At 69.7% G+C, this 15,904-nt stretch carries 14 protein-coding genes; 7 read left to right on the top strand and 7 right to left on the bottom strand.

Annotated elements, in window-relative coordinates; translation table 11 throughout:
* Positions 1-224: 224 nt before the first annotated feature.
* Together AB0I12_RS13180 and AB0I12_RS13185 are read left to right on the top strand one after the other, a co-directional pair.
* Entirely contained in the window at positions 225-2,474 is a 2,250-nt protein-coding gene (locus AB0I12_RS13180; RefSeq protein WP_359928765.1) for a family 43 glycosylhydrolase, read from the top strand.
* Positions 2,475-2,488: 14 nt separating this feature from the next.
* Positions 2,489-5,284, top strand: a complete 2,796-nt coding sequence (locus tag AB0I12_RS13185; RefSeq protein ID WP_359928767.1) for an alpha-glucuronidase family glycosyl hydrolase — start codon at positions 2,489-2,491, stop codon at positions 5,282-5,284.
* Positions 5,285-5,295: 11 nt separating this feature from the next.
* On the opposite strand, the gene AB0I12_RS13190 is transcribed toward AB0I12_RS13185, so the two are convergent.
* Both AB0I12_RS13190 and AB0I12_RS13195 read right to left on the bottom strand, forming a co-directional pair.
* Positions 5,296-6,291, bottom strand: a complete 996-nt coding sequence (locus tag AB0I12_RS13190) for a LacI family DNA-binding transcriptional regulator (RefSeq protein ID WP_359928769.1) — start codon at positions 6,289-6,291, stop codon at positions 5,296-5,298.
* An 18-nt stretch (positions 6,292-6,309) separates the two neighbouring features.
* The gene (locus AB0I12_RS13195) at positions 6,310-6,579 is read right to left on the bottom strand and encodes a hypothetical protein (RefSeq protein WP_359928771.1); all 270 of its coding nucleotides are present in this window, start codon (positions 6,577-6,579) and stop codon (positions 6,310-6,312) included.
* 47 nt (positions 6,580-6,626) lie between these two features.
* Between AB0I12_RS13195 and AB0I12_RS13200 the strand changes: the two genes are divergently transcribed.
* Positions 6,627-7,367 (top strand): MerR family transcriptional regulator, encoded by a 741-nt coding sequence (locus tag AB0I12_RS13200; protein WP_359928773.1) that lies wholly within the window; start codon positions 6,627-6,629, stop codon positions 7,365-7,367.
* A 3-nt stretch (positions 7,368-7,370) separates the two neighbouring features.
* Here AB0I12_RS13200 and AB0I12_RS13205 read toward each other — a convergent pair whose 3' ends face one another.
* From AB0I12_RS13205 to AB0I12_RS13215, 3 genes are all read right to left on the bottom strand, one after another.
* On the bottom strand, positions 7,371-8,744 hold the full coding sequence (locus tag AB0I12_RS13205; RefSeq protein WP_359928774.1) for an amino acid transporter: 1,374 nt from the start codon (positions 8,742-8,744) through the stop codon (positions 7,371-7,373).
* Positions 8,726-9,328 carry a hypothetical protein gene (locus tag AB0I12_RS13210; protein ID WP_359928776.1) on the bottom strand — a complete coding sequence of 201 codons (603 nt, stop codon included), beginning with the start codon at positions 9,326-9,328 and terminating at the stop codon, positions 8,726-8,728. Before AB0I12_RS13210 ends, AB0I12_RS13205 begins: the two co-directional genes overlap by 19 nt.
* Positions 9,329-9,434: 106 nt before the next feature.
* Complete coding sequence (locus tag AB0I12_RS13215; RefSeq protein ID WP_359928778.1) at positions 9,435-10,850, bottom strand: PepSY domain-containing protein; 1,416 nt, start codon at positions 10,848-10,850, stop codon at positions 9,435-9,437.
* A gap of 117 nt (positions 10,851-10,967) precedes the next feature.
* Here AB0I12_RS13215 and AB0I12_RS13220 point away from each other — a divergent pair, with 117 nt between their 5' ends.
* Positions 10,968-11,561: a hypothetical protein gene (locus AB0I12_RS13220; protein ID WP_359928780.1), complete on the top strand. Its 594-nt coding sequence runs from the start codon at positions 10,968-10,970 to the stop codon at positions 11,559-11,561.
* A gap of 100 nt (positions 11,562-11,661) precedes the next feature.
* On the top strand, positions 11,662-12,207 hold the full coding sequence (locus tag AB0I12_RS13225; protein ID WP_359928782.1) for a sigma-70 family RNA polymerase sigma factor: 546 nt from the start codon (positions 11,662-11,664) through the stop codon (positions 12,205-12,207).
* Positions 12,208-12,213: 6 nt separating this feature from the next.
* On the opposite strand, the gene AB0I12_RS13230 is transcribed toward AB0I12_RS13225, so the two are convergent.
* Positions 12,214-13,686, bottom strand: coding sequence for an alpha/beta hydrolase (locus tag AB0I12_RS13230; protein ID WP_359928783.1), 1,473 nt, complete (start codon positions 13,684-13,686; stop codon positions 12,214-12,216).
* Positions 13,687-13,740: 54 nt separating this feature from the next.
* Complete coding sequence (locus AB0I12_RS13235) at positions 13,741-14,169, bottom strand: RNHCP domain-containing protein (protein WP_359928784.1); 429 nt, start codon at positions 14,167-14,169, stop codon at positions 13,741-13,743.
* A gap of 187 nt (positions 14,170-14,356) precedes the next feature.
* On the opposite strand from AB0I12_RS13235, the gene AB0I12_RS13240 reads away from it, so the two are divergent.
* Positions 14,357-15,127 carry an ATP-binding cassette domain-containing protein gene (locus AB0I12_RS13240; protein WP_359928786.1) on the top strand — a complete coding sequence of 257 codons (771 nt, stop codon included), beginning with the start codon at positions 14,357-14,359 and terminating at the stop codon, positions 15,125-15,127.
* 2 nt (positions 15,128-15,129) lie between these two features.
* Positions 15,130-15,891, top strand: a complete 762-nt coding sequence (locus AB0I12_RS13245) for an ABC transporter permease (RefSeq protein ID WP_359928788.1) — start codon at positions 15,130-15,132, stop codon at positions 15,889-15,891.
* Positions 15,892-15,904 lie beyond the last annotated feature (13 nt).

Here is a 15,904-nt window from a genome sequence, read left to right on the forward strand (position 1 = left end):
CCGCTTCCTTTCGTGACCCCGCCCTTACGCAGTGTCCCATCGCACCCCGGACCACACCTGCCGACGCGCGATCCGCGGCCGCGAAAGCTCTTGCGCGCTGAGGTCTTGCGGGGATGTTATCGATCACTTACCGTCTGGATGATCGATAACACGACGCCGCGAACTGCTCGCAGAGCGGCACTGATCTCTGTCAGACCTCCCCCGCCCAGTGAGGACCTGCTGTCATGCCCCGAACCGTGTCGTTCCGTCTGATCCTCGCCGGCCTGGCGGCGGTGCTGATCGCCGTCGTGGGACTGTCGCCGGTCGCCGCGTCGCCCCGGCAACAACCCACCTACACCAATCCGCTGATGAGTGACATCGCCCAGGCGTTCTCCGACGTCGGGCTGATCCGCGCCAAGGACGGCGCCTGGTACTCCTACGCCACCAATACCAGCCTGACCCGCGAGAACGCCGACAACGGCGGTCCGCAGCACCTGATCCCGATGGTGCGTTCCACCGATCTCGTGCACTGGGAGTTCCTCGGCGACGCGTTCAGCGCCGAGAACCATCCGGAGTGGGCGCCCTGGCCGCAGAAGGGGTACTGGGCGCCGGATGTCCGGTACGTCGACGGCCAGTACTACATGTACTACTCCGCACCGAGTTCCACGCCGCTCGGCGCCGCGATCGGGCTCGCGATCGCCGACTCGCCGGCCGGCCCGTGGAAGGACATCGGCCATCCGGTCGTGGACTTCGTCGCCGACAGCGAGGTGATGGAGATCGACCCGATGATGTTCATCGACGACGACGGCACGAAATACCTGTACTACGGCTCGTTCCGCCGCGGCGGGCTGCACGTCGTACGGCTCGCGCCCGACGGCCGCAGCACGGTCGGTACGTCGCAGCAGGTCGTCGCCGGTGAGCGCGGCGAAGGCACCTGGGTGACCAAGCGCGGCCCCTGGTACTACCTGTTCTACTCGGGCTACGGCTGTTGCATCGGCAACGTCGGCGGCGGAGGCTACCCGGTGCTCGTCGGCCGCTCGACCTCGCCGACCGGTCCGTTCGTGGACGAGAACGGCGTATCGCTCACCGCCACACGGCCCGGCGGCACGATCGTGAACTCGTTCAACGGCAACTCGCTCTCCGCGACCGGGCACAACGCGGTCACGGTGGACCGCTCCGGACAGCAGTGGAACCTCGTCAACTCCGACCTCCGTGCCGACCACACGTGGGGCGGCCGGCCGCAGTCCATGGACCGCCTCGACTGGATCGGCGGCTGGCCGACGGTCCGCGCCGGCCTGTGGACCTCCGACCAGCCGCAGCCCGCGCCCGCTGCGACGCCAACCATCGGCAGCTCGTTCAACGAGTCCTCGTCCTTGTCCGACTGGCGTGCGCTGAGCGGCGAGTGGACGGTCGGCCAGGACGCATCCAGCGGCGGGTACGCCGAATCCGCCGACGCCTCGTCGCTCCTGGTGAGCCGTACGGGCGGACCGGCCGACTACCGCGTCGAGGGCGATCTCCGGACGTCGACCGGCCGGGCGGGACTCGTTTTCGCCTACCACTCGCCGCGCAACTACTCCGTTGCCTGGCTCGATCCGTCTCGCGGCTCGCTCCGCGTCGAACAGCGCGTCGGCGGAAAGCTCGTCAGTTCCGCGGAGACCGCGCTCTATCAGGGCTTCCGGTACGACACCTGGCACTCCGTGAGCGTCGAAGTACGCGGCGACCGGGCAACCGTGCAAGTCGCCCCCGCACTCGGCGACAACGCGCTCGGCGAACTGAACATCCGGCTCGCGAACGGGCTGGCCGGCCCCGCCCAGATCGGCCTGGCAGGTTCCGCACGGGGCGACAACCTCGCGATGACGAAGCTCTACGAGCCGGTCACGCACAAGGTCCCCGATCCGCGGATCGGCAAACTCCTCCCGGACTTCAGCGACGAGTTCGACGCCGTGAACTCGCGCTGGCAATGGACCGGTACGAACCAAAGCCGCCTCGAGAACGGTCAGCTGGTGTGGGATACCCAGGCCAACGACCTCAGCAAGGAAGACAACCTCGCCACCGTCCTGCTCCGCGATGCGCCGCAAGGTGACTACACCGTCGAGACGCGGCTGTCGCTGCCGTTCGCGGGCAGCACCGGCAATGCCCGCGCAGGCCTGATCGCCTGCGCCTCGCGAACACAATCACTACAGCTCGCTCCGACGCGCACAGGCGCCGTACAGCAGGCCTTCCTGTGGCCTGGAGCAGACGCGACCCCTTGGGCGGAGGCGATCCAGCTCGGGCCGAGCGCCGACACCATGTGGCTGCGGCTGCGCCACACCACCCAGCCGGTCACCGGCGAGCACTTGTTCCAGGCAGCGACCAGCCTGGACGGCCGGCACTGGCAGTGGGGCAGCTATTGGTACCTGCCCGCCGACGCCGGACCGCTGAAGCTCGGTCTCATTTCGATGGGCGGCACCGGCACGACAGCCCGGTTCGACTACGTGCGGACGTACGAGTCATGACAAGGGAGCAGCCGATGACGATCACTCGCCGCACGCTGTTGGCCGGCGGTGCAGCCGGCGCGCTGGCCGCCAGTCTCCTGCCGGGCGCCGCGTTCGCCGTGCCGCCCAACGAAGACGGCTACGACCTCTGGTTGCGCTACCGGCTCGTCGACGACAGCGCACTGCTGTCCCGGTACCGCGCCGCGTTCACCCATGTCGTTGTGCTCGGCAACCACGCCGTACTGCGATCCGCGGGCGCCGAGCTGGCGCGTGGACTGTCGGGGATGCTCGGGCGATCGATACCGGTGCGCGAGCAGATCGGCAACGGCGCGGTTGTCGTCGGTGTCGGTGCGGACAGTGACCTTGGTCCGGAGGGGTTCACGATCAAGCGTCGCGCCGATCGGCTCGAGATCACCGGGTCCGGCGAGAGCGGAGCGCTGTACGGCGCATTCCGGTTCCTGCAGCAACTGCAACGCCGCCGCCCGCTCGACCGGCTGGACCTGACCGACCAGCCGGCCGCCCCGCTGCGCATGCTCAACCACTGGGACAACCTGAACGGCAGCATCGAACGCGGGTACGCCGGCAAGTCGATCTTCGCCTGGGACGAGCTCCCCGGACTCCGCGAGCGGTATGTCGACTACGCCCGGATCCTCGCGTCCGTCGGGATCAACCACACCGTGGTCAACAACGTCAACGCCAGCGCCGAGTTCCTGCGCTCCGAGCGGTTGGCGGGGCTGGCGGCGCTGGCCGGCGTCCTGCGGTCGTGGGGTGTGCGGCTGTGGCTGTCGGCCAACTACGCCGCGCCGATCACACTGACCAAGGACCAGCCGTCACCGATCACCGTGGCCGATCCGCTCGACCCCCGGGTGCAGCAGTGGTGGCAGGACAAGATCGACGAGATCTACCGGCTGATCCCGGATTTCGGTGGCTTCCTCGTGAAGGCGAACTCCGAGGGCCAGCCGGGCCCGCTGGACTACGGGCGCACCCATGCCGAGGGCGCCAACATGCTCGCCGACCGGCTCGCGCCGTACGACGGGCGGCTGGTGTGGAGGTCCTTCGTCCACGAAGGGTTCGACGACTGGGCGGAGTACCAGTACCGGGTCTTCCACCCGCTCGACGGGCAGTTCCACGGCAACGCGGTCGTGCAGACGAAGAACGGGCCGATCGACTTCCAGGTCCGGGAGCCGGTGAACCCGTTGTTCGGCGGGTTGCCGCACACCAACCAGATGATCGAGCTGCAGGTGACGCAGGAGTACACCGGACACTCGACGCACCTGTGCTACCTCGTCCCGGAGTGGAAGTCGATCCTGGGCTTCCGGACACACACCGGCAAAGCGTCGACCGTCGCGGACATCGTGACCGGAGTCGCGTACGACCAGGACAACGTCGGTCTGGCCGGGGTGATCAATCTGGGCGACGACCGGGACTGGACCGGCTATCAGCTCGGCGCGGCGAACACGCACGGATTCGCGCGGCTGGCGTGGAACCCGGGGCTGTCCGCGGACGAGATCGTGTCGGACTGGATCGAGCTCACGTTCGGCGGTGACGCGCAGTTCAGGTCGGTGCTGAAGGCAATCATGTTGCAGTCGTGGCAGACGTACGAGAGCTACACGTCGCCGCTGGGTATGGGCTATCTGACGTACCCGCTCGGCGCGCACTTCGCGCCGGCGCCGACGACCACGCAGAACCTGTCGCACCACACCACCGCCGAAGGCACCGGATTCGACCGGACCGCGACCGGATTCACCGGGATGTACGCCCCGCCGTGGCAGGAGATCTACAGTTCGCTGGAGAAGTGCCCGGACGAGCTGCTGCTGTTCATGCACTGGGTGCCGTACACGCACCGGCTGCACTCGGGGAAGACCGTCATCCAGCACATCTACGACAGCCACTTCGACGGCTACGACAAGGTGGTGGCGTTCCGGCGAGCATGGGAGCGGCTCGCGGGCCGGGTGGATCAGGCGCGGCACGCCGACATCGCCGCCACCTTCGACGCGCACGTGATCGAGGCGGAGCGCTGGCGGGACACGATCGTGTCGTACTTCTACGGTTTCTCACGGATCGTGTCGAGCGGGACGGGATGGCTGCAGCTCGGTTATCCGGGCGGGCAGTTGCTGTTCGGCGGGAAGCCGAACAACCTCCCGGTCGAGGTCACCAACGCGAACAGCACGTCGCGGTCCTTCGCGGCGACGGTGCATCCGGTGGACTCGGGATGGCAGGCCGGTACGGCGAGTGCGACCGTCGGACCGGGCGCGGCGGCCACCGTCGCACTGCCCGTCACGCCGCCGTTGATCGCGGATCACGTGGACCTGTCGATCGACATCACACCGGCGCAGACAGCGCTGAGCTCGCGGCACCAGACCTTCGTGGTCACGCCGGACGCCGCGCAGTGTCATCTCGCGCTGGACATCGGGACCGCCGACAGCCCGCTGGTGACGGGCTACGCGCGGGTCTCCCCCAGCACCAGCTGGAACACGACGCTCGGCTACGGATGGGTCGGCACGGCACCACAAGGCCGCGACCGCGGGAACACGTGGGACGCGCTACGCCGGGACTTCTGTGGCGACTACCCGGCCCGCACCCTACGGATCACGTTGCCGCCCGGACCGGTCCGTCTCTCGGCGCTCGTCGGCGACGGCGGCCCGGACTGTCCCCCGACGATCATCGCCGAGGGCAACAAAGTGCTCGCCACGTCCACCGACCTGCCCGGCGGCATCTTCACCTGGCTCCACGCAGATCTCGACGGCGGCCCCACAGGCCGCACCGCCGACCTGATCCTGGACAGCGAACCCGACCGCTTCTGGCACCTGGGCGCCCTCGTCCTCACCTGACCATCCCGCTGTCAGCTCTGGCGGGGTGCGGCGGTGGTTTCGCGGAAGACGATCTCGGTCGGGGCCGCGGGCAGCGGGGCCGGTTCGGGTTCGTTGCGGATGGCGGCGATCAGGCGGCGCATGCCGTGCCGTCCGGAGGTTTCGCGGTCGACGCGGACGGTGGACAGCGCAGGGGTTCCGTACCGGACGAGGGTCAGGTCGTCCCATCCGGTGACGCTCAAGTCGTCCGGCACGCGCCAGCCGCGCTCGAACGCCGCGCGCAGCACCCCGGCCGCGATGTGATCGCTCGCCGCGACCACCGCCGTGACCGGTGTGTCGACGGGCAACGACCGCACCGCCTCGGCGCCGGTCTCCGGATGCCACGGACCGTCGTACACGCCGTGCGACCGCAGCCCGAGCCGGTCACAGGCCTTCAGGTACCCGGACTTGCGCAGCTGGGCCGACTTCCAGTCCTGCGGTCCCGCGGCGTGGAAGAAGTCGCGGTGCCCGAGCGCGACGAGCCGCTCCAGGATCTCTTCCATCGTCGCCTCGTCCGCCGCGACCGCCTCCACGGCGTGCAGGCGGTGGTCGAACTCCGCAGTCTGTACGACGACGCCCGCGGTGTTCGTGGTGCCGGTCAACGGCGTCACCGACAGCACGCCGTCGACCTGACCGCGTCCGAGGATGTCGTCGGCCAGCCGGCTCAACGCGGCCGGGTCCTCGTCGACGCCGATCACGATCTCCACCTGGTACCCGAGCCGCTGCGCCTCCTCGCACGCCGCGGCGACGGTCCGCTCCGGCCCGGTCCACCCCGGCAGGATGATCGCGACCACCCCGGTGCTCCGCGTCCGCATCGCGCGGGCCATCAGGTTCGGCCGGTACCCCAGCTCGTCGATCGCGGCCTTGATCCGCACCTCCGTGTCCGCCCGCACGGCCGGATCCGACCGCAGGTACCGCGAGACGGTCTGATGCGAAACCCCCGCCAGGGCAGCCACGTCGTACATCGTCGGCCGCCGCTGCGCACTCATACCGCCACGATACTTGGGTCAGTCGGGTTCGACGGTCAGCAGCCGGTCAAGCACCTCACCCGCCTCGTCGTACCCGGCGTCGGCGATGCGTTGCAGCTCCCGCAGGTCGCGGGCGGCGGCCGCGCGGCGGGTCAGCAGCTCGCCGGCGTGCAGGCAGCCCTCGTCCAGCAGTTCGCTGAGTTCCTCGACGTCGTCGCGCTCGTCGGCCAGGTCCGCCAGCCGGTCCTGGGCGCGCTCGTTGCCCTCGTCGGCCAGGGCGCGGAGGGTTTCCCGATCGAAACTCGTCATACCGGCATCGTGCGACATTGCCCCAGGGGAAGGGTCAAGCTGGTGTCGTGATCACCATCGGCGAGCTGGCACGGTACGTCGGCGTCTCGACCAAGACGATCCGGGTCTACCACGACAAGGGGCTGCTCCCGGAACCGCCGCGCGACGCGTCCGGGTACCGCCGGTACTCCGCCCAGGACCTCGTGGAACTGGTCAAGATCCGCACCCTGGCCGAAGCCGGCCTGCCGCTCGCGACGATCGCCCGGCTGTCCGCCGGATCACCGGCCGAGCTCCAGGACGCGGCCTCCGCCGCGGTGACCGAACTGACGGCGCGCATCGAACGGCTGACCGCCACCCTGTCCCGCCTGCAGCGCCTTGCCGCCGGCAACAGCCCGTTCCTGCCACCCGAGGTCGAACAGCACCTCCTGCGCCTCCATGACCTCGGCTTCTCCGATCGCTGGATCGCGCTGGAACGGGACCTGTGGATCCTCACCTTCGCGACCTCCCCGGACACCGCCCGCCGCTACTTCGCCGACCAGTCCCAGGCCCAGAACGACCCGGAACTCCGCCGCCTCTACCTCGAGTACGACCGCGCACACGACCTGGACCCCGCCGACCCGGCGCTCGCAGACCTCGCCGACCGCATCGTCACCGCATCCCTCGCCCGCTACCCCACCACCGACCTGAACGAGCCCCCGGACGACCTGGCAACACTCCCCCAACTCGTACAGTCCTCGATCAACGCATCCTCACCGGCCTGGGAACGCCTGGACACCCTCATCCGCCACGGCCTGCGGAGTCACCGGTGACCGTCAGCCGACGTGCACCCACGGCCGGTTCGAACGCTTGGGCTCGGCGCGCCGAAGAACCTCACGGGTGACGGGCGGTACGTCGCCCTCGCCCGAGATCAGGTAGCGCAGCAGGAAGTAGAACGGGTTGCCTTCGGCCCAGGCGAAGTAGATGTGCGGCATCACCGCCCACTCGTCGCGGATCTTCAGCAGCAGCGCGGCGATCGCGTTCGGGACGCTCGGGCTGTCGACCCGCAGGATCCGGTAACCGTGCCGTTCCTCGCCGCGCACGTCCAGCTCGGTCTCGAACTGCGACGCGTCGGTGAGCGTGACCTCGAGGAACAGGATCGGCAGGCCCTCCGGCAGGTTCCGCACCTCGCGCTGCTCGGCCTCCTTCTCCTGGTACTCCGCCGCGTCGCGGGCGTCCGGCTCGTTCGCGATGATCCGCAGCTCACCGTGCCGCGCGGCCGCGGCGATCAGCCGGCACGCCTCCGCGTCGAACCGGACCTCCGTGGCGCGCAACTCCAGTGAGCGCGTGGCGCGGGAGATCAGCGAGGTGAGGATGATCGCGACGATGAAGAACGACGCGATCTGGACACCGTCCGGCCGCTCGATGATGTTCGCGACCGTCGTGTACAGCAGCACCAGGCTGATCACGCCGAAACCGACCGTCCTGACGCGTTCGCCCTGGCGCCGCGCGGACAACGTCACCGCGATCGAGGCCGACATGATCAGCACGAGTACGCCGGTCGCGTACGCACCGCCCTGGGCGTCGACGTCGGCCTTGAACAGCAGCGTGATCACGAACGCGATCAGGCCGAACACGATGACCAGCGGACGGGTCGCCCGGGCCCAGTCCGGAACCATGCCGTACCGCGGGAGATACCGCGGCACGATGTTCAGCAGGCCCGCCATCGCCGACGCCCCCGCGAACCACAGGATCAGGATCGTGCTCACGTCGTACACCGTGCCGAAGACGTTGCCGAGATGCTCGTGGGCTAGGTACGCGAGGGCCCGCCCGGACGCCGCGCCGCCGTCCTTGAATTCGTTCTCCGGGATCAGGACGATCGTCGTGAAGCTGCTCGTGATCAGGAAGCCGCTCATGATCAGCGCGGCCGTGGTCAGCAGCTTGCGGGTGTTCCGGATCCGGGTCGCCGGGCGTGCCGGGTCGTCGTCCGGTGACCCGTCGACCTGCGGCATCACCGCGACCCCGGTCTCGAAGCCGGACAGGCCGAGGGCGAGCTTCGGGAAGACGACCAGGGAGATGCCGATCATCACCCAGATGTTCGAGTGCTCGGTGGTCAGCATGCCGCGCCAGTTGGTGACCAGCTCCGGCGCGGTGACCACGTTCCAGAGCGCGTTGGTGACGACGATCAGGTTCAGACCGAGGTAGACCACGACAGGGCCACCGCGATCCCGATCGCCTCGCCGAACCCACGCAGGAACACACCGGCGAGCAGCGCCAGCAGGACGAGGGTGATGATCACTTCCTTGCCCTCGAACCAGTGCGGCACGTACGGGTTCTCGATCACGTGCGCGGTGGCGTCCGCCGCCGACAGCGTCATCGTGATGATGAAGTCGGTGGCCATGAAGCCGAGCAGGACCAGGATGGCGAACTTGCCTTTCCAGCGGCCGAGCAGCCGGTCGAGCATCGCGATCGATCCCTCGCCGTGCGGGCTCTCGGCGGCGACCCGCCGGTAGACCGGCAGGGCGCCGAGCAGCGTCAGCAGGACCAGGATCAGGGTCGCGACCGGCGACAGCAGCCCGACCGCCGCCGCGGCGATCGCAGGCTGGTAACCGAGCGTCGAGAAGTAGTCGACGCCGGTCAGACACATCACCTTCCACCAACGGTGCGTCGCGTGCGGCGCCGGCCGATGCGGCCCCGGATGCCCGGCGGGTCGATCATGCAGCAACCACCCCACCACCCGCCCACGGGCAGGCGGCAGCACACCAACGGCCTCGTCCTCACGCGTTTCCGTCACCGGCCGGAGCTAACCACGCCCCGACACCCACTCCGAGCTTTCTAACGCCTCTCTAACAGCATCGGATGGTGAGGGGAGATCGTGGTATCCGGGATCGCCGACGGCGTCAGGCTCGAGGTGTCACGGTGAACCACGTCCGCAGGACCGGAACGCGGCGGAGCGCGAAGTGGTCGAGGAGGAGTACGACCAGGAGGGTCAGCCCGAAGAGGGGTAGGAGGAGGCCCAGCGCGACGACCAGCACGGCCAGGCCTGGGGTCGCGCGCAGCGGGAGGCGGCCGCGGGGGGCGCCGAGGCTGTTTCCTTTCGGGCGGCGGCGCCACCACATCAGCGGGCCGGTGACGCACATGAACATGACGCCGAGACAGAAGGCCGTGGTCAGCCAGAAGTTCACGACGCCCACTCGGCGGCCCTCGTGCAAGGCGATGCCCTGGGCAACGACCTTCGCCAGCGCCGGATAGTCGCGATACCCGTACGTCGACACCACGCCCCCGCCGTACCGGTCGACATGCAGCGTGCGTTCCTTCCCGGGGTCGCTGAACGCGTAGCCGATCGCCGAGAACACGCCTTCGTCGCCGGTGGGCAGGGCGATCGTCATCGGGCGCTGCAGCCCGTTGCGCTCCCCGACGGCGATGGCCGTGTCGACCGTGGCCACCGACCGCGTGCGGTTGGACGGGTCCGAGCGCGGTACCTCGGACTTGCCGAGGGCCCACGGCACCGAGTGGCTGTGCGGCAACGATTCGTCCAGGGTCGACGTCGGGTTGGACAGCGCGCCGGGGTCCTCGGCCCAGAACGACGTCCCTTGATGGGTCGCGAACTGCTGGGTCTTCGCGCCCCAGAAGCCGGTCCACGGCAGGCCGGACACGACGAGGAACAACAGCCCGAGACCGAGGACCGCGCCGGTGCGACCGTGCCGCGACCGCAGTACGGCGCCTGCCGCACCAGCGGCTCGCCGGCGCGCTCGCGCGACCCTGCCGCGGACGAACAGGTAGTAGCCGGTCAACGCCATCACGATCGCCCAGCAGGCAGCGATCTCGATCACGTAGTCACCCCAGCGGCCGGCCATCAGCTCGCCGTGCAGCAGGATCGCGGCGCCTGACAACGTCCGGTCCGGGTCGAGCGAGCCCAGTACCTTGCCTTCGTACGGGTCGACGAACACGTCCCGCGGGCCGTCCGCGGTGTCGACCGAGAAGACCGTCGAGCGGTTCGGCGCGGACGGCTCGGTCATCGACACCACGGTCGCGTCGGGGAAGGCGCGCCGTACCTCGTCGAGCTGGGTCTCGTACGGCTGCGCGACCAGGCCGGCGGGCTGGTCGACCTTCATCAGGCCGGCGTGCAGCACCGGTTCGAGCTGGAACCGGAACAGGTAGATCAGGCCGGTCGCGGCGAGGATCAGCAGCACCGGGATCACCAGGAAGCTCGCGTAGAAGTGCCACCGCCAGAACGCCCGGAACAACCCGGTCCCCCGCGGACTGCCGCCGCCGGTCCGCTTCGCCGGGGCCGCCAGCTCCTGTACTGCGCTCACGTCAACTCCTTCTCCGCACGATCCGGAACAGGAGTCGGTTCGCCGGCGCGTCCGGTTCCTGCCGGCGCATGTGGCGTGGGACACACGATGGGACGGGATGCGACCATGGGTTCCGCCATGCAGGAGAGCCTGGGGTTCCGAGCCGCACGGGCCGCGATGTTCGCGGCCACCTGCGTGCTGCTCGCCGCCCTCGGCCACGTCCTGATGTCCGGTACGCCGGTCCCGTGGTGGGCGATGGTCGCGGGCGCGGGGTCGATCGGGACCGCCGCGTGGATCGTGGCCGACGGCGAGCGCGACGTACCGTTCGTCGTCCTCGCCACACTGGTCGCCCAGGCGGCGCTGCACACCGTGTTCACCCTGGCCCAATCGATGGCGCAGTCGATGGCGGCACCGCCCGCGATGCACGACCACATGACGGGCCATATGACGGGCCATATGACGGGGACGTCGTCGCTCGGCATGCTCGCGGCCCACCTGCTCGCGGCGCTCCTGTGCGGCCTGTGGCTCGCGTACGGCGAGCGGGCCGCGTTCGCCGTCCTGCGATCCGTCGCCGGCCTGATCCTGCTGCCGTTGCGCCTGCTCGCGTCACCACCGATCACCGCGCACCGGCCGCGGATCCAGGCCGTCCACTCCCCCACGCCGTACACCGACCTGCTGCTCGGCCATGCCATCACTTCGAGAGGTCCACCGCGCGGAACCGCTGCCTTCTGACAGCACGACCCATCCGGGCAGGCACTGCCCGGCCCTCCGCTCACCGGCGACGTGCACTGCCGTGCGCCGCCGGATCCTGGACTTCCGAAGGACTCAAGCCATGGCTTCTGCCTTGCTCGACGAAAACTCGACCCACCTGGCCCTCGCGGCCCGCGACGGCGACCTCGTTGCCCTCGACAACTTCATCCGCGCGCTGCACCACGACGTCCGCCGGTACGTCGCGCACCTGAGCGCCGACCCGCACGCGGCCGACGACCTCACCCAGGAGACGTTCCTGCGGGCGTTGCAGAGCCTGCACCGCTTCGAGGGACGCTCGTCGGCGCGGACGTGGTTGCTGTCCATCGCCCGGCGTACCGTCGCCGACGAGCTGCGCCGCAGGGCGGCCCGGCCGAGAATCTCCCGCTACGACTGGCAGCTCGCCGCCGAGCAGAGCCAGCCGCGGGACCTGCCCGGCTTCGACGACGGCATCGCACTGACCGAGCTGCTCGACAAGATCCCCGGCGACCGCCGCGAGGTCTTCGTCCTCACCCAGCTCGCCGGCGTTCCGTACGCCCAGACCGCCGCCCAGCTCGGCTGCCCGGTCGGCACCGTCCGGTCCCGGGTCGCCCGGGCCCGCACGACCCTCGCCACCCTGCTCACCACCTGACCCCGGTCAGGCCGGGCAGCGGGCATTGCGGGGCGGGACCGTGAGGGAGGCCAGGTAGTCGGTGACGAGCCGGGTGATGCACTCGTTGCGCCCGACCGCGCCGTGGCCCTGGCCTTCCCAGGTCAGCAGTTGCGCAGTACCCAGGCTGGACGCCATGTCCACCGCTCCGGTGTACGGCGTGGCCGGGTCGTGACGGGTGCCGACCACGAGGATCGGGTGGTCGGTGGCAGCGACCGGCGGCTGCAGGGTGTGCCGGTCCGGCTCCCAGAACGTGCACCCGAACAAGAACCATGACAGCCACACCCCGAACAGCGGGTACTGCTGGGCGAAGCGCGCCCCGGCCGCCCTGATCTCGGTTTCGGTCGGCCCGGGCGCGCTGTCGTTGCAGTTGATCACGAGCTGCGCGTCCGCGGCATCGGCCCCGCTGCGGGCCGCGTCGGCCAGGTCCCGCAGCGTGCCCGAGTCGCCGGCCGTGGCCTCTGCCAGCCCGTCGGCGAGATCCGGCCAGCGCGCGTCGTCGTACAGCGCGCCTGCCACCGCGTCGAGCACGTCGGTGCCGTACGTCCGAACGTCGTCGCCCGGCCTCCCGCTCGGGATGGGCGACTTCTCGGCCCTGCGAACCAGGTCGGTGACGAAGCCGCGGGTGGCGCCGAGGGCACGGCACCTGTCCTGGCTCGCGCACCAGGCGGCGAACTGGTCGAAGGCGTGCTCGAAGCCCGCGACCTGACGGTCGACGGTCTCGATCCAGGTCGTCCGCGGGTTGCTCGGGGCATCGAGTACGGCCGCGCGCACCCTGTCCGGGTACAGGCGCGCGTACTCCGCGCCGAGCTTGGCTCCGTAGGACCAGCCGAGGTACGTCAACGCCGGCCGGTCGAGGGCCGAGCGAATGCGGTCGATGTCGACCGCGGTCGCGGTCGTGCTGAACAGCGCCGCCTTGGACCCCAATGCCGTCGCGCACTCGGCGGTCCTCGCGCGCATCCTGTCCGCAGCCTGGGTGTAACCCGTGGGAGTCAGGAGATCCGGCAACCCGGGCGGGTCCGAATCCTTGTGCCCACACCGGATCTGCTGTGAACGGCCGACGCCGCGGGGATCGAAGCCGATCAGGTCGAACCGGTCCAGAAGCGCCTCCGGCAGCAGCCCGGCCGCGACTGCGGCGTACTCCACCCCGGACTGACCGGGACCGCCGGCGATCAGCAGCAGCGGCTCCTTCCCGGCACCGCCCGACTGATGGATCCGGATGAGCTGGACCGCGAGCGTTCCGGCCTCCGCACGGGCGGGGTCGAGGTCGACGTCCACCGCACCGCAGCGGAACTCGAGCCGGGCGGACCGCTCCGCAGGCAGATTCGCTGCGTGTACGTCGGTGACGCCCGCGCAGTCCCCCCACTCGATGGACGCCGTCTTGTCCGGCCGTGACGACGTACACGAGGTCAGTCCAAGGACCGCGGCCACCAGCACCGCGACCGCACCCGACGGACGCACATCCTCAGTAAAGCAGCAGGTCTGGGCGACCGGCACCGCCCAGACCCGCCTGCATCACGTCCCGTCGGGCTGCACGGCCGCCTTGGCCTTGCGTGCTCTCGGCTTGCGACCGGCCGGCTGCGAACCGTTGCCGTTCCCGTTGATGCCGGGCTCGGCGGCGAACGGGACGAACGGCATCGTCAGCGGCAGCGCCGCGAGCCGCATCAGGAGCAGGACGTTGTCGTCACCGGCGGTCTTGTTGAGCCGGAGCCGGCCGCAGTTGGTGCACCGGTGGATGAGGACCCAGCGGCCCTCGCCGCGGACCGTGACCGCGATCGGCTCCATGCCGCCGGCACAGTCGGCCTTGCGATCGCCCGGCACATTGCGGTCGAGGTGCCGCGACCACAGACAACTCGGGCAATGGTTGCGATGGGTGGTTCCAGGGGCGTCGAGGGAAACCTCCACGCCGCAGTGTTCACAGCTGAACGAACGTGCGAATGCCAAACCGAAAGACCTTTCAGAGCAAAGCTACGGGACAGGACAGACATGGCCTTCCTCCTTCCGGTCCGCGCCGGCCCACCCGGCGCACGTGCTGACAGCAGACCAGTCCGTCGCCGGCATCGTCAATCGAATAACAGCCCGGTCGCGACGGCTTGACCTTGACGCAGGGTCAACCCTGCACGCTTCCGGTATGACAGTGACATCGACCGCCGGCCCGGCGATCCACGTACAGGGCCTGCAGAAGTCGTACGGACAGAAACCGGTGCTGCGCGGCGTGGATCTCGACGTCGCGCGGGGCAGCATCTTCGCCCTGCTCGGCTCCAACGGTGCGGGCAAGACCACCACGATCAGGATCCTCTCGACACTTCTCGCGGCCGACGCGGGCACGGCCGAGGTCAACGGTTTCGACGTCGCCACCCAGGCGGTCGACGTCCGGCGGTCGATCAGCCTCACCGGCCAGTTCGCCGCCGTCGACGAGATCCTCACCGGCCGGGAGAACCTCGTCCTGGTCGCGAAACTGCGGCACGTCCCGGACCCCGGCGCGGTCGCCGACGAGCTGCTCCGCCGCTTCGCGCTCACCGATGCGGCCGGCCGGCGGGTGGCGACGTACTCGGGCGGGATGCGCCGCCGGCTCGACATCGCGATGAGCCTGATCGGCGACGCGCCGGTGATCTTCCTCGACGAGCCAACCGCCGGGCTCGATCCCGAGGCGCGGATCGAGGTCTGGCACACGGTGCAGGAGCTGGCCGGCCACGGGACGACGGTGCTGCTCACCACGCAGTACCTGGAGGAGGCCGAGCAGCTCGCCGACCGGATCGCGATCCTGCACAACGGCCGGATCATCGTCGCCGGCACCCTCGGCGAGCTCAAGCAGCTGCTGCCGCCCGCCAAGGTCGAGTACGTCGAGAAGCAGCCGACGCTCGAGGAAGTCTTCCTCGCGATCACCAGCCAGGAGGCCTGACGATGAGCACCTACTTCTTCAACGACGTCGGCGCGCTCACCGGCCGGACCCTGCGCCACGTCACCCGCAGCCCGGACACGATCATCACCACCGTGCTGACGCCGATCGCAATGATGGTGATGTTCGTCTACGTGTTCGGCGGCGCGATCGACACCGGGGCCGGCGCGTACGTGAACTACCTGCTGCCGGGGATCCTGCTGATCACGGTCGCGTCCGGCGTCGCCTACACCGCGTTCCGGATCTTCATGGACCTGAAGAGCGGGATCTTCGAACGGTTCCAGTCGATGCCGATCGGCCGGTCCGGCGTGCTCTGGGCGCATGTCGTCACCTCCCTGGTGGCGAACCTGATCTCGCTGGTGGTCGTCGTCGCAGTCGCGCTGCTGATGGGTTTCCGCTCGGACGCGGGCGTGCTGGACTGGCTCGCGGTCGCCGGCATGCTGTTCCTGTTCACGCTGGGCCTGACCTGGATCGCCGTCATTCCCGGGCTGTCCGCGTCGACCGTCGAGGGTGCGGGCGCGTTCGCGTACCCGCTGATCTTCCTGCCGTTCGTCAGCTCGGCGTTCGTGCCCACGCAGACGATGCCCGGACCGGTGCGCTGGTTCGCCGAGCACCAGCCGGTGACGTCGATCGTCGACACGATCCGCCGGCTGTTCGCGGGGCAGCCGGTCGGCGACGGCATCTGGACCGCGCTGGCGTGGTGCGTCGGCGTCCTGGTCGTGGCGTACGTCGTCGCGATGGCCGCCTATCGCCGCAAGGTCGCGTGAGGCAGGCTGTGAC

Origin of the sequence: Kribbella sp. NPDC050459, assembly GCF_040655315.1 — a bacterium.
Taxonomy (GTDB): Bacteria; Actinomycetota; Actinomycetes; order Propionibacteriales; family Kribbellaceae; genus Kribbella.